The following is a 16851-nucleotide window of genomic DNA, read 5'->3' on the forward strand; positions in this document are numbered from 1 at the left end:
AGAAGAGCTGGTTTAAGTCTGCTGTCGCCACTCGCCCAGAGTAGCGGCAGCGCATCTTGTGCCGAGTGCGGGGTCCGCGCCAGAACTTGACGGCTACAGCTGGCGCCCACCCAGGGCCAGCGGGATGAGACCGCGCTCGTCGATGAGGTTCTTGATACTCCACGGCTTGAGATGTACCGTGAGCCCAACTCAGCGGGAAGGACCGCAATGGCCAACAATGACGAGGACCGGTACGTCGTCCAAAACAAGGATCGTGGCGGCTGGGACGTGAAGAAGGAGAATGCAGAGCGTTCATCCGGTCATTTCAACACCCAGAAGGAAGCGATCGACCGCGCACGGGAGATCGTCGACAACTCCGGTGGAGGGCGTGGGGACATCCGCATCCGGGGTCGAGACGGCAAGTTTCGCGACTCCGACTCAGGTCGCGAGAACGAGTCGCCGCGGAAGGACACGCGCTAAGCGCGTTCTCACACGCCGGCGTGGCGAGCGGCCGACAGAGTACTGTCACCCCCTAGCGTCAGAATGACCAGCTCCTGCGCGAGGCTCCACCCCTACGGCGTGTCGTAGCCGCCCGATCCCGTTGGACCCCCCTAGAGTGACAGTGCGCGATAGTCGTGCGCCCCGAACCCGGCCTTGAGCCGGGTTTTGTCGTTAAGAGCTATTCCGGAGCCGCGGCCCAAGGGCACGCACGCACGGACCACGTTCGCGGCTATTGCCGCGTTCCACCGTCCACAGTTTCGTGGACGGACCACCCAGAGGGGAGGTCGCAACGTGGATCTTTCGAGCCTGTTCTCGGATCCGCTGTTGCTGCCTGCTCTGCTGATCGCAGCCGGCCAGGTCACCTGCCGACTGCTGCCCCTTCTGTCGAAGCGAGCTAACAAGCTCGCCGTTCGACTGATCCGGGCCAAGCGGAGCAAGTAGCAAAAAGCGCCCAACGCCAATGGTTAAGGAGGACTCTGCCCAAAATCAGACTGACATAAGTACCCCTATCGGCGGGGCAGCGTCTGAACCTGGGGGAGTGGTGGGCGGCGAAAGCATGCGAGCATCCCGGGGTCAGCGTTCGATGTCACGGGCCATCTCGTCGGAAAACGCTCGTGTGATGGCGTCTTCGTCGGGCAGGGCTCTTTGAGCGTCCTCGGTCAGCTCGTACCGGCTGACCGCAACCGGCTGGGCTGTGGATGCGAGCGCGTAGCGGACCACGGTGTCGTTCTTCCCCGCCACGAGGAGGATGCCCACCGTGGGCTGGTGCTTTTCTCGGTGCGTAGACGGTCATCGACGGCGGCGACGTAGAACCCGAGCTGGCCGGTGTCGCGAGGATCGAATTTCGTTGTCTTGAGTTCGATGACGACGTACCGGAGTTGCTCGATGTGGAAGAAGAGCAGGTCGATGTAGAAGTCGTCACCGTCAATATCGAGGTGGACCTGTCGCCCGACGAACGCGAACCCGGGGCCGAGTTCGCGCATCGTGTCAAGGATCCGGTCGACCATACGCTGCTCGAGCTCCCGCTCGGTCGCATCGCCGTCGACGGCGAGAAATTGCAGCGCGTATGGATCTCTCGTCATCTCTTGCGCCTGGTCTGAATCAGACTGCTCGAGAGCAGCAACGAAGTTGCTCGGTGCGGCCGATTCCCGCTCGTGCAGTCGGGTGGTGATGTGGTGCGCGAGGACCGGGCGGCTCCACCCGTGGAAGACGGACTTCGCGGCGTACCAATCGCGGTGAGATTGGTCGTCGAGCTTGGTGATGAGGTCGATCACCTGACCCCAGGGCAATTGGTCAACGGGTCGTTGACCGATTGGATCTGGCTCCGTCCAGGTGTCAGCGAATCGCCGCATGTATTTGAGGTTGGTGACGGAGAACCCGTTCATCGTGGGGAACTCTGCGCGAAGGTCGGAGGCGAGTTGGGTGAGGATCTTGTCGCCCCACGAGGCCCGCTGCTGCCTGTCAAGAATCGTGCGCCCGATCTGCCACCACAACCGCAAGAGCTCATTGTTGGCCTTTCGCTGTACGCGGAGACGTGCGGCGTGGACGTGGCGTTTCAGGTCGTCGAGTGTGACCGCGTAGTCGTCGGGCACAAGTTCACTCATGCCCCTACCGTAGACCGGCCATCACCTCGGGCTCCGCACGACCCTGGGAAGCGATCGGGGAGGGTGGTCGCAGTGCTGATCTCGGCCCCATGCGCTGTTCCTACGGCGACGACCAACAACACGATCACGCAGCGCGATCCCGCACACTGGAACTATCGGCTATAGCGGTTCCAATCAAAGTTGATGTCGGGAGGTCCATGGGTCGCGGACATAAAGCGAACCACCCCCGGACGCGTGATGGCAGAGCATAAGACCGCTACACGTGGCGTCTGTAACGATTCCCTCGACGTCGTCCGCTGCGTTGGGGCTGTAATGAGTCTGCGGGGAGGCACGAGCGTGTGTCGCTATGAGCGGAAGCCGTCGGTGCGGCGTGGTTCCAAGCCCGGCACCACGCTCGACGATAGTCAACCCCCCACCGCAGAGCGTCGCGATCGCGTAGACCAATGCGATGGTTGATAAGACTTCCGGCCGACGCATTCGAAGTGTCTGTATCAGCGCCGCGAGCTTCTGATGTGCGGGATTGCGGGCGAGGTTGACTTCCTTCGTGGCGCAGTGCCCCTCGGGCGTACTGCTCAAGCGGTGTCCGCGCAGGCTCCTCGGGGACCGGACGGGACGGGGATGTGGAGTTGCGGTTGGGCCGTGTTGGGACATCGACGACTGAGCATCGTCGATCTTTCCGATCGGGGCGCGCAGCCGATGGTTGACGAGGTCACGGGGAGCGCCATCGTCTTCAACGGGTGCATCTACAACCATGACGAGCTCCGGCGGGAACTGTCGAGCGACTCACGCTTCCAGTCGCTGAGCGACACGGAGGTGATCCTGATGGGATACCGCAGATGGGGCGAGGATGTCGTCGACCATCTCGTGGGAATGTTCGCGTTCGTGATCGTCGACCGAGAACGGCGTCGTGTCGTGATGGCACGGGATCGGCTGGGGATCAAGCCGCTGTACATCTCCGGTGACGGACGCCACTTTCGTTTCGCCTCAAGCATCCCCGCCCTGCTCGCCGGCGGTGACGTCGATACAACTCTCGATCCTGTCGGACTCCATCACTATCTGAGCTGGCACTCGATCGTTCCCGGCGAACGAACAGTGCTGGCGGGAGTGCAAAAGCTGCCGCCAGCGACCGTTCGCACGATCAACGAGCACGGCGAGTACACGGACCGGCTGTTCTGGCGACCCGAGTATGAACGGGAGCCGCGCGACGCCGACGTCTCCGCCGATGGGTGGACCGATCGCGTGCACGAGTCGCTCCGTTCCGCCGTACGACGCAGGCTCGCCGGTGACGTACCGGTGGGTGTGCTGCTGTCCGGCGGTCTTGATTCAAGCCTTCTGGTCGCGCTGCTGGCCGAGGAGGGCCGCACTTCCGTACCCACGTACAGCATCGGCTTCGAAGGCCACGGTGGTAGGGCCGGGGACGAGTTCGCGTATTCAGATCAGGTCGTTGCTGCCTATGAAACGGATCATCGCCGCATCCGAGTGACGGATGAACAGCTCGCTCTTGCGCTCGACGATGCGATTGGGGCGATGTCGGAGCCGCAGAGCACGCACGATGCCACGGCGTTCTTCCTGCTGGGACGCGCGGTCGGCGCGGAGAACAAGGTGGTGTTGTCGGGTCAAGGTGCCGATGAGGTGTTTTCGGGGTACCGCTATCACTTGGCGGCCGCGAATGCCGCCAGGGAAGACGCACTAGCTGCTATGATCGCGCACTTCGTCGACCAGGATGACCAGACCCTTCGTAGGCTGGCGGATAGTGAGCAGCTCCCGTCGTTCGATGCGAGCCTGGAGGTTCTGCGTGCGCACCTCGATGCCCCGGGTGCGAGCACCGCACTCGACGCAGTCCTGCGGGCGGACATCCATCTGTTGATGCCCGATGACCCGGTCAAGCGAATCGACAACATGTTGATGGCGTCGGGTGTCGAGGCCCGCGTGCCGTTCCTGGATCACGAACTGGTAGAGCTCGCCGCCTCGTGCCCACCTGGATTGAAGATCGCAGACGGAGGTAAGGGCGTGTTGAAGGCTCTCGGTCGCCAGATGCTCCCGTCGGAGGTTATTGACCGCAAGAAGGGGTACTTCCCCGTACCGCAGTTCCAGCATCTCTCGGGCAGCGTGCTCGATCGGGTGGAACAGGCTCTTCGCGCACCCGAAGCGCGTGCACGTGGCATCTTCCACCAGGAGGTTGTAGAGCGGATGCTCGAAACCCCGAACGCTGCAATGACAAAGGTCGGTGGCAACGTCCTGTGGAAGATGGCGACGCTGGAGATCTGGCTCCAGCGTCACGTGGACCGCGTCTAGGACCGGACGACACGCACCGTCTTCAGCTCGGGGTCGGCGGCATCGCGGATGACCATTCCCGCCGTCACGCCTGTGGTCAGGTAGTCCATCACTGCTGAATTGATCCGTTCGCCGGGAAGGACGACCGGGACTCTCGGCGGATACGGTGTGATCTGTTCCCGCGGTGTGATGTGCTCCGCTCAATCCGTGGCCGGCGCCGAAGAAGTCAAGTCTCTGTCCGCACCAGCGCGGTTTTGACTGAATGTCCCCATGAGAACGTTCGGTGTTGAAGAAGAACTGCTGTTGGTCAGCAAGAAGACCGGGCTGCCGGTGGCGGTCGCACCTCGCATCCTGGAAGGGCAGTCCGGACTCGGCGCACCGTCGTTGGAGGCGGAGATCCAGCAAGAGATGCTCGAGGTCGTCGGTCCTGCATGCTCTATGGTGCAGCAGCTCGCCGATGGGATCGCTCAGGGACGCGGCCGTGCCGATTCGAGTGCGCGCGCTGTGGGAGCTAGAGCGCTCCCACTCGCCACCTCGCCTCTCGCCGTGACGCCGCATAGCTCGCCTTCGCCCAGATACGAGGAGATGATGCAGCGGTACGGCGTTACTGCGCGACGCACCTTGACGTGCGGCTTCCACGTGCACGTCTCTGTCGACTCGCCGAGAGAGGGCGTCGAAGCGTTGGACCGAATCCGCGAATGGCTGCCGACGATTCTCGCGCTGAGCAGCAACTCGCCATTCTGGGAGGGAACGGACACCGGCTACGCGAGCTACCGCAACGACGTCTGGAGTCGCTGGCCCTGCGCGGGGCCCAATCCTATGTTCGGCTCGGAGGCGGCCTACCGGGAGCATGAGAGATCGTTGCTTGGCACGGGAACCCTCGTCGACGCCGGGATGCTGTATTTCGACGCTCGGCTCTCACGTCATCATCCAACACTCGAGATTCGCGTGGCCGACGTCTGCCTCCGCGAGGAAGACGCGGTCACGATCGCTGCTCTGTGCCGGGGGCTCGTCGAGACCGCCGCCCAGGAATGGCGTCAAGGGGTCGCACCGAGGGGTGCCGACCAGCGACTCCTGCGACTCGCGACGTGGCAGGCGGCGCTGAGCGGGATGCGGGGCGACCACGTTCATCCGCTCACCGGTTCGCCGTGCTCTCCGGACACCGCAGTCGCAGCGTTGCTCAGCTACGTGGAACCGGGGCTATCAGCCACGGGTGACGGCGACCGGGTGGAGAGGGGAGTGCTCGCCATTCTGGAACGCGGCACCGGGGCGGACTGGCAGCGTGACCAGTTCGCACGTCGTGGGCGGATGGACGACGTCGTACATGCGGTTTGTACAAGCGAGACGTCGGGGGCAATCGCCTGATCGAGATTGCTCAGTCAGGCGCCTGTCCGCAGCAGTGGCGCGTCGTCAGCGACCACGACGTCCGCCCTGACGCGGTCCTTTGGAGGTGTGCGTCGTGTCATGGACATGACCCTTCGCCATAACCCCTACCGGCGCTTCGAGCACCACCTTCAAGCGAGACGAGGTTAGCGCTCCTTCACCGCCGCATGCGTCGGGCGTACACAATCGAAAGCGTCACCGTGGCAGCAGCGGCAAGCAGTACGCGGGGCCGGGCGGAACGCCATCCCCCAGCCACGGGGTCGGCCGCTCCGGTGGGTAGCATCACGGTACCGCTGGAGGTATCAGAGCCTCTGCCGTGGAGTTGCACGTGATGCATCATCCAGGACACGGCCACGTCGTACACGCGCGGTGCCAGGTGGTGCGCCGGGAGGGAGGCGGCCAATTGCACTCGGCCCACGTGGGTTGCGAACCGGCGGCGGCGTGGTGCGCGGACGATCGCTCGCGCCACTCGCTGAGGAGAAAGCGCCGGGGGAAGGGGGCGAACGTGTCGGCCCGTGACGTTAGCGGCGTGTTGGTAGCCCGGCGTGTCGATGGTCGCGGGGAGAACGACCCGGAGTCGGATACCGCTGCCGCGAAGCTCTTGGCGCAGGGACTCGGTGAAGCCTAGGAGGCCGAACTTGCTGGTCACATAGGGGGAGATCATCGGTGCGCCGACACGGGCGAAAAGGGATCCGACGATGACAAGAGATCCGTAGCCTTGTCGACGCAGTTGGGGAAGCACTGCGCGAGCGCCATGCACCTGCCCCATGAGGTTCGTCTCGATCACCTTTCGGAATACTTCCGAGGGGAGATCTTCGAAGGAACCATATGCCAACACGCCAGCGTTGCCCACCCATACGTCGATGTGTCCGAAGCTGGTCACGGCTGCGGAGACCAGTCGCTCCACAGCCGACTCGTGGGAGACGTCGGTGGGGACGATCAGCGTCTCACCGCCCAGGTCACGGCACTCTTGCGCCACGGTCTCAAGCCCTTGAAGGCTTCGAGACGCGAGTACGACCCTGGCACCTTTACGGGCATAGCGTCGCGCAACCTCGCGACCGACCCCGCTCGACGCACCCGTCACGACGACAACCAACCCACCCGGGTGAGTCACGTCATCACCCTGAACCATCCGGGACCGCGCCCGTTGGCGGGGTGGGTGAGCCCGGGGATGAAGGCAGCAATCCCACCATTTTGTACGGACCCCGGTGCGCCATCGCTCTCATCAGATCACACGCGGGGCGTTCGGGCGTCAGACCGGTCCACACGGGAGGCGCGAGAAACGAAGACGCCCAGCAAGATCATGCCGACGCCGAGGAAAAGGTGCAACCAGTTGTCGGCGTCGTTCACCGGCAGGAAGTTGATCTGGTCGTTGTTCACGGCGATGAGTCCATAGATCCAGACGACGAGATACAACGCCCCGCCGATGAGGAGGTACAGCCGGGAACCCCGGGCGCGCGCGGCGGCAGCGATGCCGGCTACGGCGAACAGGAGATGAACGAAGTTGTGCAGTACAGAGACCTGGAACAGCCCGAGGAGCTGCGCTTCCGAGTCGGCTCCTGCGCCATGGAGGTGGCCGCCATGCGTGAGACCGGGGATGAATCCGGCAATCCCGACGAGGAGGAAGACGATCCCGACGACGAGGGCGACTTTCTGGATTGGTGTCTTGGCGTAACCGGTCGTGATTTCCGCAGAGGTGCTCATGGTGGTGCTCCTTAGCTGTGGGGTGCACGGACCGGCGGGCCACCGGGCAGTGATGATGTGTCCGACGTTAGTGAGATGCATCATCCGCAAAGAGGGGATTGACGTGGCAGTGCCCACGCCGTAATGATTGCGCGGCCACGAGTCCAGGCAGCGGTCTGGATCTTCGCGCCGATGCCGATGTCAACCCCTGAGCTCAGTGGGGTCCGCGCTTGAATGCTTGTGCGACGTCCGACCGGATGCCGTTCGCCGAAGGCTCACCGTGTCCGGGCAGCACCAGCGAGGCGTCTGTGTGAGCGAGCGTGTCGAGGGAACGCATCGCCTCGGCTGTGTCGGCGGTAGCGGCCCGGGCCACGATCTGTGGTCCTGCCTCGCCGGTGTATGGGTCGAGTGTGACGAGGGCATCACCCGAGATCAGTACGCCTCGATCTTCGAGGAAGTAGGCGCAGTGGCCACCGGTGTGTCCGGGAGTCCACAGCGCGATGGGCGCACCTGGCGCGTCGACGGGATGTCCGTGATAGACGCGGCTTGACGCTTGGACACCTCTGACCATCAGGGCTCCGTTCGCGGCCATCCGGGCAATCACCGGGATTCCTTTCGGGTGTGTGAGCAGGTAGGGGACCCGTGGTGAGGCTGGCCGGTAACGGTATGGATGCCGCGCCAGCTCCGCATCCCGCGGATGCACCAGCACGGGCGCGCCCACGCTGCGGACTCTTCGCGCCATCCCCACGTGGTCGAAATGACCATGTGTCAGGACCAGCACGTCGATGTCGGAGAGCCTCGCGCCCAGATGAGTGAGCAGGTCTCGCAGCGCGGGCTCTGTGCGGGGGAGGCCCGCATCGAAAAGTGTCAGCCCGTGGGGCGTCTGCAACAGGTAACAGTTCACGTCAGCCACGCAGATGCGGAACAGTCCCGGGCTGACCTCCGACCACGCGCGTGCCCGCATCACGGGCGCCCGCTCTCGCCGTCCGCGGGCCCACGACCGGCGTCGAACGCGATCGTGTACCTCTCACGGGCCTCGTCCAGCAGCTGCTCGTCGAGGATGGCCACCGGCTCCACGTTCCGCAGCAGCGGCTCGCAGTCAGGCCCGCGACCGCACAACTCTCCTCGGAGGATCCACGCGACCCGCTCGGGGTCCTTCTCCGCGAGGTGGCGATACTGGGAGAGCTGTCGTGCGAGCCAGTCCTCCAACGGTCGTGTCCACCACGCTTCGGCGTCGAGTGGGTTCACCGACAGTCCCGGAAGTTCCAGCCCGCTCTCGGTGTCGATGCTGTTCCGCCTCGCATCATCGGCCGGGCCGGCCGAGTAGCGGACGTGCAGTCCGGGGTATGCCCGGACGACGGCAGCGAGCTGCACCAGGTGGCCCACGCGACGCAACTCATCGACCGCAATCCCCGGCTCAACCCGGCTGCTGGGTATATGCGGAAAGTCAGTTGCATGATGCGAGGAGAAGGCCACGTTCTCAGGGTATGAGGTGCCTCTCCAGCCGGTCAGGGCATTGACAATCACCGACCCGTGAGACTTATGCCAGGAGAAAACGGGACCCCGTAGCGCGGAGTGTGGGATGGTGAGAGCGCTCAGACACAGCGATCATCTCGATCGCACCGCTTGGCAGGGGTCCGCGCTTGAAGGCTTGTGCGACGTCCGACCGGATGCCGTTCGCCGAAGGCTCACCGTGTCCAGGCAGCACCAGCGAGGCGTCTGTCTGAGCGAGCGTATCGAGGGAACGCATCGCCTCGGCCGTGTCGGCGGTGGCCGCCCGCGCCACGATCTGCGGTGTGTGCGCTCGTCCGGACCGTGACTCGTGCTTAGTTGCCTTCTCTGTCTGACCGGGTAGCCGCGGTGTCGGAGCGTCGGCGCCCCCACCGTGCGAGGAAGAAGAGCACCACGCCGACGGCGAGCAGGATCGCGCCGAACAGCCAGACGATCGGGCGCTGCTGGGTGAGGAGCAGGATGCAGGAGGCGATGCCGAGGACCGGTACGAATGTCCACACGCGGAAGTGGTCGTGATCGACGTGGTCGCGGCGCAGGACCAGGACCGACACGTTCGCGCTGAGGAAGACGAACAGCAGCAGCAGCACGACGGTTTCGGCGAGGGTGGCCAGGTCGCCCACGAGCGTGAGTCCCATCGCGACGAGTGTGGTGGTGATGATCGCGACCCACGGCGTCTTGCGCTTGGGGAGCACGCGGGAGAGAGGCGAGGGCAGCAGGTTCTGCTCTGCCATGCCGTAGGTGAGGCGGCTGACCATGATCATCGTCAGCAGCGCCCCGTTGGCGACGGCGATCAGCGCGATGAGGCTGAAGAGCCAGGAGGGGATGTTGACGCCGGTCGCCTCGACGACGGCAAGGAGCGGACCCGACGATTCCTGGAGTTCGGCCGGTGGGAGGGCGATCGAGCTCGCGAGGCCCACCAGCAGGTAGACGGCGCCCGCCGTGAACAGTGCGGCGAACAGGGCGCGTGGGTAGGTCTTGCGGGGGTTCTTGACCTCTTCGATCATGTTGGCGGAGGTCTCGAAGCCGACGAAGGAGTAGTAGGCGATGACGGCACCGGCCAGCAGCGAGATCGCCACGTTGGTGCCCTCGGGCGTCTCGGTGACGCGCGACAGATCGCCGCCCCCTCCACCAACGAAAATCGCGACGCCGACGACGACGATGACCAGTCCGCTCAGCTCGATCGCGGTCATCACGAGGTTCGCGCCCATGGACTCGCGGATGCCGCGGGCGTTAAGTGCTGCGACGATCGCGAGGAAGACGATCGCGACGGGGATGGTCGGCAAATCGATGAATGTGCGGAAGTAGTCGCCAGCGAAGGCGATTGCAAGGCCGGCGGCGCTGGTCACGCCGGCGGCGAGCATACTGAATCCGACGAGGAACGACACCAGGGGACTGCGGAAAGCGCGCTCGGCGAAGACCGCGGCCCCGCCGGCTTTGGGGTACTTCGTGACGAGTTCGGCATACGAGCCGGCCGTGAGGAGTGCGAGCCCGAGGGCCAGCAGCAGCGGGGCCCACAGCATCCCGCCGACCTTCTCAGAGAGCACGCCCATCAGCGCGTAGATCCCGGCGCCCAGGACGTCTCCGAGGATGAACGCGAACAACAGAGGGCCGGTGATGGCTCGGCGCAGGCGGGTCGAGGAGCCGGTCTCGGATACCGTATCGGATGTCATCTGCCCACCGTAGCGCGGGAGGGAAGGCGAGCACGGGGTTCGCACGGGCGCGGATGCCCGTCGTCCCGCAAGAACGGACTGCGAGCATGGCAACCCGCCGAACCGAGCCCAGTTCAGCGTTCATTCGCGGACCGGGCCCGGTAAGCACGGTAGTACGCAGTGTTCGCGTCAGTGCATGGACGGCAGCGACATCCACCGGTGTACTTCGATACGGTCCCGTGCGGAGCGCGGGTGCGCTCCCACGCGGAGGGTATGCCGTAGTGCATCCTCCAGCGAAACACCGTTCGCGGAGTGACCTTAAACTCGTGCGCAATCCGAGCGTCGGACAGTTTCTTCGCAACAAGCGCCTCAAGCACACCCTTCGTCGGCCTCGCCATCCGTCACGCCTCCCGTTCCGCAGCAACTTTGCTACCTCGACCGTGTGAAATGCCTGGGGCCTGGGGTATTCCCAACGGCCCAGGGCCGGCCGCCGACCCGGTTACAGCAACTAAAGCACCCGATAAGGATGCCGGAGGTCAATCGAGGCTGATGCAGGATCCGAACGCGGCCGCCGGGCAATGTGCGCGTGACGGACCTCCATCGGCTGGGGCGTCTGGCTCAGAGTGTGCCGGATCCCCGATTCCTCCGCCCCTCGACGAAGCCGCCATGCGTCGTGCGATGTGCCGCGCTCCGCTCGACAGTAGCTCGATGGAGTCGCCCCACTGACATAATTACTACTATCGGAGGCTCTCTCACGGCGTTTGCTCCGCGGGCCGATCGGCATCGAGACACGGCGAGCCGGGCAGACTGTATCCGATTAAGGGTAGGCCTACGGAGTTTTGCCGCACGCTCGTGAATCTCCACTCGAAGCTGGTCGGACGGACACGGGGTCGGCTCGTCTCCCGGCTCAGCGGTGCTGCCAGAGCTTCGCTGCTGTGCACGCGCGAGTACAATTGATCGAGCGGAAGCTCGTTGGCGAGAGCCGAGTGAGCCATATCTAGTACGAGTGGCACGCAGAAGGCACGAGAACATAGCAGGATTGCAGAAATCGCGTGATTACGCCCTTTCCGGGCCGTTCCGGCGAGTACTGGGACTTCTGAGAGTTACTCTCTGAGGCCCAGCGAAAGAGCTGGTCAGAGGCCCGAATCCGCGAAATGTCGCGGGTTCGGGCCTTTTGCGTGCCCTCCCGGAACAGGGAGAGGAGCATCGAGCGCATCCCGGGCGAAGCCCCCGCTTGACTCTGAGAATCACTCTCAAATCCATAAATATATTGCTATTCGTTTATGCATCTGTTGAACTCAAGTCATGGAGCCGGACGAGGGGATCGACGCCGCTGCGGCGCTGTTCAAGGTGCTCGGTTCGCCCTCGCGGCTGCTTCTGCTGCGGTTGCTGGCCGTCGAGCCGGCCACGGTGGGCGCACTGACCGCACGGAGCGGCATGTCGCAGCCTCTCGTGTCGCAGCATCTGCGCACGCTGCGTGAGGCCGGCATCATCGCGGTCTCCCGGTCCGGCCGTGAAGCCGAGTATCAGCTCGCCGACCATCACATCGCGCACGTCGTCGACGATGCGATCACCCATGCCCTCGAGGGCACGAATCACGAGAAGGAAGAATCATGACGATCACCGAAACCCACGCCGAGCACACCGTCGACGAGCACGCGCACGGCGCGGACTGCGGTCACGAGGCCGTGCAGCACGACGATCACACGGATTATGTGCACGGCACCCACCACCACGCTCTGCACGAGGACCACTACGACGAGCACGAGAGCGTCGCCGAGCACACCGTCGACGACCACGCGCACGGCGCCGACTGCGGCCACGAGACCGTGGAGCATGGCGACCACGTCGACTTCGTCCACGATGGCCACAAGCACGCCGCCCACGGCGAGCACTACGACGAGCACTGATCGTCGTCACCGCAGTCAGGGACTCCCCGCTCGGGGAGTCCCTTCTCTGTTTCCCGGGTGGTGCGCCGCGAACATAGTCGGTCGCGCCGGGCCGCTCAACCCCCTGCGATCCTGAGCCCTGAAAGGGAAGACTGCGGGGAGATGACCGCACGCCTGCGGATCATCACCGCCGTGATGAAGGAGCAGAGATGGAATCGACACCGGACGCCTCGCGCGAGACTGCAGAGGGAATCACCGACAGCGCAGACGCCGTGCAGCCGCTTCGGGACGGCGACGCGACGGTCGTCGGCGACGGCAGCGACGACCCCGCCCAGATCGAGTGGGAGCGCACCGAGGCCCGCGATGCCGGAATCGTCGAAGACGATCTCGACCCCGCGACGGCGACGGGCGCAGACCCCGATGAGATCCCCGACCCGACGGACCAGGTGCCGGCCCAGGACCAGCCGTCCTCGGGTCTGCAGCCCGAGAGCCAGGGCGACGACCCGCTGATCGTGGAACTGGGCGAGGACGGCGAGGGCGACCTCAACCCGAACGACATCTGATCGCAGCCGCGGAGATCAGGGGCAGGTGCTGGCGAGACCGGCGATCAGCACGTCGTTGACAGCGGGGAAGATCGGATCCGTGATCGGATCGAACGACCCGCCGGTGTACGCCACCGTCACGACACGGCGGCCGTCGGCGCTCGCGAGCGTGATCGAGTTGTAGCCGAAACCGTTGCCGCGTTGGCCGTACACGAACTCGATGGGGTCGGCTCCGCACGCGTCGCCGGCCGCCAGCACCCCCAGCCCGTAGCCCTCCGCTCCGATGGCACGCATCTGCGCAAGCGATTCCTCGTTCAGCAGCTCTCCGCTCTGCAGGGCGGCGTTGAACGCCGCGACGTCACCGACCGTGGAGATCAGGGAGGCGCCGAACGACCAGAACGAGGGCTCGTACTCGGTCATGTCGATGGGGGAGCCGTCGACCGTCATGTAGCCGCGTAGCGCGTCTTCGGGCATCTCGGCGTCTGTCGGGTACGACGTCGCATCCATGCCGACCGGCTCGAACACGCGCGCGGACATCGCTTGGGGAACGGTCTCACCGGTGACTGCCTCGACCAGGAGCCCGAGCACGGTGTATCCCGCATTGGTGTAGTGGAAGGCGCTGCCCGGTGCGCCGACCCAGGGCTGCTGCTGCGCGATCGCGACGAGCTCCTCCGGCTCGTATGTGCGCTCCCGACCGTCCAACGCCGCCTGCACCTCGGGCACGAGTGCCGGAATGTAGTCGGGGAGACCGCTCGTGTGCGCCAGCAGCTGCGCGACAGTGACATCGCCCGGCGCGGCAGGCAGAAGACCGGGCAGGACCTCCTCGACCGTCGTCTCGAGTGCGAGCTCACCCTCTTCGACCAGCTGCAGAACGACGACGGCGAGCACGCTCTTTGAGATGCTCGCGATGCGCACCCGGTCGTGGGCTTGTGCGGCGCGATCCGTCTCGAGGTCGGCGACGCCCTGCGCCAGCTGCACGCCGTCGTCGCCGCCGCGCACGTCGACGACCACGGCGACGGCCCCGGCCTGCATGACGGCGTCGACGGATGCCGCGAGCTCGGGCGCCACGCCGGCATCTTCGCTCGGGGATGGCGGCGTCTGCTCCGGACTCGGCGTCGGCTCAGGAGTCGGAGCGGTGCATGCCGTGAGCATCAGGGCGACCAGTGCGCCTGACGCGATCGCCGTGCGCGTTCGCGGGAAAGTCCTGGTTCTCATGGGGTCCTCTCTTCGATGTCGGCGCAACGAGAAAGATTCTCCACGGAAGGGGCGGCCCCCGCGGGTCTGGGGAACCCGCGGGGACCGCCTGCCGGCTTTGCTGGGGACTCCACCGGCGCTGACCGCTTGATGCACCGCGGTCAAAATCCAACATAGCCGCGACTGGGGAGATGTTCTAGATATCTTCCTGGTTGCCGACCTGGTAGGTGATCGGCGGGTCGGGTGTCACTCGCCGGGGTAGAGGCTCTCGCGCAGCAGAGCGGCCAGATGCGCGGCGTTGCGCGCGGCGGTGCCGGTCACGGCGACCACCTGTTCCGGTGTCTCATCGAGATCCTTATAGTCGACGCCCTGCATGGCCTCGCCGTTCCAGTACACGGATCCCTGCGCTGGGATCGAATAGCCGATGTCGTCGAGCGACTGGAACAGGATGCCGGCGATGTGGTGCGCGCCGTCTTCGTTGCCGACGATCGCGGCGATCGCGACCTTGCCGAACAGGTGCGGGCGTCCTTCGTCGTCCTTCTCGCTCAGCTCGGCGTCGAGTCGCTCGAGCACCCGCTGGGCGACGCTGGAGTGCTGGCCCATCCAGGTGGGGGTGGCGAGCACGAGGATGTCGGCCTCGAGCACCTGCGCACGCAGCGCGGGCCAGGCGTCGTCCCCGCCCATGTCGGCCTCGACGCCGGGGCTGATCACGTGATCGACCGCGCGCACGAGCCGGCCTTCGACGCCGTGATCGGTGAGTGCGGCGAGGATCTGCGAGGCCAGAAGATCGGTGCTCGACTCACTGGGGGAGGGCTTCAGCGTGCACGAGATGGCGAGTGCCTTCAGAGGAGTGGTCATGCGTCGAGACAACCACTCCTCGCGCTGTCGGCACAGGGGGTTTCGGGCGATGCCCGTCTGCGCTATCCGCCCTGGGCGGTAGGCTGGAGGACGGCCGCTACGACAGGAGACCCCGTGATCCTCAGCTTCATCTTCTTCCTGATCCTCTTCCTCGGAGGCATGTACCTCATGGGTCTGGCGCAGACGCTCGAGGATTTCCAGGCGATCGTCTTCGTCGGCGGCCTGCTGCTCTCGATGCTCGCGCTCGCGTTCGTCATGCGCGAAGGCGGATCGGCCACGCGTCGCTCGAACAACTGGTCGGGCAACCCGACCGACTGAGCGTTCGCGCTCACCGGCGGCGGGCGAGCCTCGCTTCGAGGTTCGCCTTCACGGCGGGCCACTCCGGCTCGATGATCGAGAACTCGACGCTGTCGCGCAGCGCGCCGTTGCGATAGCGGGAGATCGCGCGCATCACGCCGTCCTGCTTGGCCCCGAGCCGTTCGATCGCCGCCCGGGACTGGAAGTTCATCCACTGCGTCGTCAGTCCCACTCGGAACACTCCGAGCGTCTCGAAGGCGTGACGCAGCAGCAGCAGCTTCGACTCGGCGTTCGTGCCGGTGCCATGCGCCGAGGGGCGATTCCAGGTGTAGCCGATGTGCAGCCGCGGCACGTCGGCCACGATGTCGTAGTACGTCGTCATGCCGAGGGCACGACCGCTCGCATCGAACGCCGTGAACGGCACCATCTCGCCGGATTCACGCAGTGCGATGCGCCGGTCGATCTCGGCGGCGACTCCGTCGGGGGCGGGCACCGAGGTGTACCACGCGGTCTTCCACAGGTCGTCCTCTTCGACCGCCTCGACGAGGGCGTCGTGGTGCGCCCGTTCGAGGGGCCGCAGCTCCACGAGTTCTCCGGTGAGCGTGACGGCGGCAGGGGTGACGAGAAAGGCCATGCGTCTCATTCAACCAGGGCGGTCAGCCTCGCCCGGTCATCTGAGCGTTGCAACAGGCGCTGATACGCCGCGACCAGTTCGATCGTCACCCCGAGCTCGAACGCCAGGCTCGCCCGGTGCGTGCCGCGCAGTGCCTCGGCAGCGGCATAGGCCGCGGGCGTGATCATCAGCCGCGCCGCCCACTCGTCGGCCTGGCGCTCCTGTCGGCGTCGACGGACCGGATCGGCGGTGACGGTGTGGCCGAGCGTGGCGTGACCGAGCTCATGCGCGAGCACGCTGCACGCGGTGCGCGCACTCATGCCGGGATCGAGCCGGATGCGGCGGGAGGCGTGGTCATAGCCGCCGAGGGTACGCCCGCGCCGTTCGACCACCGTGAGCCCATGCTCCTCGGCGAGTCGGAGGAGATGGTCCATGATGCCCCTACTGGTAGAGATCGTCGGTGTCGCCCTCGTGCCCGGCGTGAGAGTCGAAGGCGACTTCGGGGATATCTTCGCGGGGGCCGCGGACATTCGGGCGGCGGCGGAACGGGGTGAGCACGCCACCCGAATCGCTGTCGGCGCTCAGTCGCTCCTCGGCGCGGGCGAACACGAGGTTCGGTTCGACGTGCAGGGCGGCGCAGATCGAGTACACGACGGGTACGGGAATGGAACGCTTGCCGGTGACGTAGTTGTCGAGTGCGCTGCGCGCGATCCCGATCGTGCGGGCCATCGCGGCGATACTGCTCCCGCCCGCCGCGATCTCGCCCCGCAGCTGACGCCCGACTGCGGCGTTGAACTCCTCCGACGGTGTCTTCACCCGAGTCACGATAGCACCGGGGCGTAACCAGGATGCCGTCATATCGGTCCGCTCGGG

21 protein-coding genes are annotated in these 16851 nt (G+C 65.5%); 8 read left to right on the plus strand and 13 right to left on the minus strand.

All coding sequences use genetic code 11. The annotated features are described in order from the left end of the window. Positions 1–207 precede the first annotated feature (207 nt). Both AC2D10_RS17315 and AC2D10_RS17320 read left to right on the plus strand, forming a co-directional pair. Positions 208–459 carry a DUF2188 domain-containing protein gene (locus AC2D10_RS17315; protein ID WP_484709395.1) on the plus strand — a complete coding sequence of 84 codons (252 nt, stop codon included), beginning with the start codon at positions 208–210 and terminating at the stop codon, positions 457–459. Between the two features lie 312 nt (positions 460–771). Further along, positions 772–921: a hypothetical protein gene (locus tag AC2D10_RS17320; protein WP_179516243.1), complete on the plus strand. Its 150-nt coding sequence runs from the start codon at positions 772–774 to the stop codon at positions 919–921. A 132-nt stretch (positions 922–1053) separates the two neighbouring features. Here AC2D10_RS17320 and AC2D10_RS17325 read toward each other — a convergent pair whose 3' ends face one another. Both AC2D10_RS17325 and AC2D10_RS17330 read right to left on the minus strand, forming a co-directional pair. Next, the gene (locus tag AC2D10_RS17325; RefSeq protein WP_484709397.1) at positions 1054–1200 is read right to left on the minus strand and encodes a hypothetical protein; all 147 of its coding nucleotides are present in this window, start codon (positions 1198–1200) and stop codon (positions 1054–1056) included. Then, positions 1140–2072: a PDDEXK nuclease domain-containing protein gene (locus tag AC2D10_RS17330; RefSeq protein ID WP_484709398.1), complete on the minus strand. Its 933-nt coding sequence runs from the start codon at positions 2070–2072 to the stop codon at positions 1140–1142. Before AC2D10_RS17330 ends, AC2D10_RS17325 begins: the two co-directional genes overlap by 61 nt. A 522-nt stretch (positions 2073–2594) precedes the next feature. On the opposite strand from AC2D10_RS17330, the gene AC2D10_RS17335 reads away from it, so the two are divergent. Then, positions 2595–4379, plus strand: coding sequence for an N-acetylglutaminylglutamine amidotransferase (locus AC2D10_RS17335; RefSeq protein ID WP_484709399.1), 1785 nt, complete (start codon positions 2595–2597; stop codon positions 4377–4379). On the opposite strand, the gene AC2D10_RS17340 is transcribed toward AC2D10_RS17335, so the two are convergent. Next, complete coding sequence (locus AC2D10_RS17340; protein ID WP_484711870.1) at positions 4376–4549, minus strand: Orn/Lys/Arg family decarboxylase; 174 nt, start codon at positions 4547–4549, stop codon at positions 4376–4378. The genes AC2D10_RS17335 and AC2D10_RS17340 overlap by 4 nt on opposite strands. A gap of 79 nt (positions 4550–4628) precedes the next feature. On the opposite strand from AC2D10_RS17340, the gene AC2D10_RS17345 reads away from it, so the two are divergent. Next, positions 4629–5723, plus strand: a complete 1095-nt coding sequence (locus AC2D10_RS17345; RefSeq protein ID WP_484709401.1) for a carboxylate-amine ligase — start codon at positions 4629–4631, stop codon at positions 5721–5723. A gap of 175 nt (positions 5724–5898) precedes the next feature. On the opposite strand, the gene AC2D10_RS17350 is transcribed toward AC2D10_RS17345, so the two are convergent. The 5 genes from AC2D10_RS17350 to AC2D10_RS17370 all read right to left on the minus strand — a co-directional run bounded on the left by AC2D10_RS17350 (position 5899) and on the right by AC2D10_RS17370 (position 10606). Then, positions 5899–6873: an SDR family NAD(P)-dependent oxidoreductase gene (locus tag AC2D10_RS17350; RefSeq protein ID WP_484709402.1), complete on the minus strand. Its 975-nt coding sequence runs from the start codon at positions 6871–6873 to the stop codon at positions 5899–5901. A gap of 98 nt (positions 6874–6971) precedes the next feature. Continuing rightward, entirely contained in the window at positions 6972–7562 is a 591-nt protein-coding gene (locus AC2D10_RS17355) for a DUF4383 domain-containing protein (RefSeq protein WP_484709404.1), read from the minus strand. A 76-nt stretch (positions 7563–7638) separates the two neighbouring features. Beyond that, positions 7639–8388 carry an MBL fold metallo-hydrolase gene (locus AC2D10_RS17360; RefSeq protein WP_484711871.1) on the minus strand — a complete coding sequence of 250 codons (750 nt, stop codon included), beginning with the start codon at positions 8386–8388 and terminating at the stop codon, positions 7639–7641. Next, positions 8388–8900, minus strand: a complete 513-nt coding sequence (locus AC2D10_RS17365; RefSeq protein WP_484709405.1) for a DUF6098 family protein — start codon at positions 8898–8900, stop codon at positions 8388–8390. The genes AC2D10_RS17360 and AC2D10_RS17365 overlap by 1 nt, the downstream gene beginning before the upstream one ends. 350 nt (positions 8901–9250) lie before the next feature. Next, positions 9251–10606 (minus strand): APC family permease, encoded by a 1356-nt coding sequence (locus AC2D10_RS17370; protein ID WP_484709407.1) that lies wholly within the window; start codon positions 10604–10606, stop codon positions 9251–9253. 1284 nt (positions 10607–11890) lie between these two features. Here AC2D10_RS17370 and AC2D10_RS17375 point away from each other — a divergent pair. From AC2D10_RS17375 to AC2D10_RS17385, 3 genes are all read left to right on the plus strand, one after another. Beyond that, positions 11891–12202, plus strand: a complete 312-nt coding sequence (locus AC2D10_RS17375; protein ID WP_484709409.1) for an ArsR/SmtB family transcription factor — start codon at positions 11891–11893, stop codon at positions 12200–12202. Next, positions 12199–12495 (plus strand): hypothetical protein, encoded by a 297-nt coding sequence (locus AC2D10_RS17380; protein ID WP_484709410.1) that lies wholly within the window; start codon positions 12199–12201, stop codon positions 12493–12495. Before AC2D10_RS17375 ends, AC2D10_RS17380 begins: the two co-directional genes overlap by 4 nt. Positions 12496–12683: 188 nt before the next feature. Then, a complete protein-coding gene (locus AC2D10_RS17385; protein WP_484709411.1) occupies positions 12684–13037 on the plus strand; it encodes a sugar ABC transporter ATPase in 354 nt (117 codons plus the stop codon). A 15-nt stretch (positions 13038–13052) separates the two neighbouring features. Here the strand turns inward: AC2D10_RS17385 and AC2D10_RS17390 are convergent, their stop codons facing one another. Continuing rightward, on the minus strand, positions 13053–14231 hold the full coding sequence (locus tag AC2D10_RS17390; protein ID WP_484709413.1) for a serine hydrolase domain-containing protein: 1179 nt from the start codon (positions 14229–14231) through the stop codon (positions 13053–13055). Between the two features lie 225 nt (positions 14232–14456). Beyond that, complete coding sequence (locus AC2D10_RS17395; RefSeq protein WP_484709414.1) at positions 14457–15068, minus strand: flavodoxin family protein; 612 nt, start codon at positions 15066–15068, stop codon at positions 14457–14459. A gap of 114 nt (positions 15069–15182) precedes the next feature. Between AC2D10_RS17395 and AC2D10_RS17400 the strand changes: the two genes are divergently transcribed. After that, the gene (locus tag AC2D10_RS17400; RefSeq protein ID WP_484709416.1) at positions 15183–15386 is read left to right on the plus strand and encodes a hypothetical protein; all 204 of its coding nucleotides are present in this window, start codon (positions 15183–15185) and stop codon (positions 15384–15386) included. Positions 15387–15396: 10 nt separating this feature from the next. Here the strand turns inward: AC2D10_RS17400 and AC2D10_RS17405 are convergent, their stop codons facing one another. Genes AC2D10_RS17405 through AC2D10_RS17415 form a run of 3 tightly spaced genes read right to left on the minus strand, consistent with a single transcriptional unit; the run spans position 15397 to position 16794 of the window. After that, positions 15397–15999, minus strand: coding sequence for a GNAT family N-acetyltransferase (locus AC2D10_RS17405; RefSeq protein WP_484709417.1), 603 nt, complete (start codon positions 15997–15999; stop codon positions 15397–15399). A gap of 5 nt (positions 16000–16004) precedes the next feature. After that, entirely contained in the window at positions 16005–16412 is a 408-nt protein-coding gene (locus AC2D10_RS17410; protein ID WP_484709419.1) for an ImmA/IrrE family metallo-endopeptidase, read from the minus strand. A 7-nt stretch (positions 16413–16419) separates the two neighbouring features. Further along, a complete protein-coding gene (locus AC2D10_RS17415; protein WP_484709420.1) occupies positions 16420–16794 on the minus strand; it encodes a helix-turn-helix domain-containing protein in 375 nt (124 codons plus the stop codon). Between the last annotated feature and the right edge of the window lie 57 nt (positions 16795–16851).

The organism is Microbacterium sp. PI-SA-G (assembly GCF_057215335.1).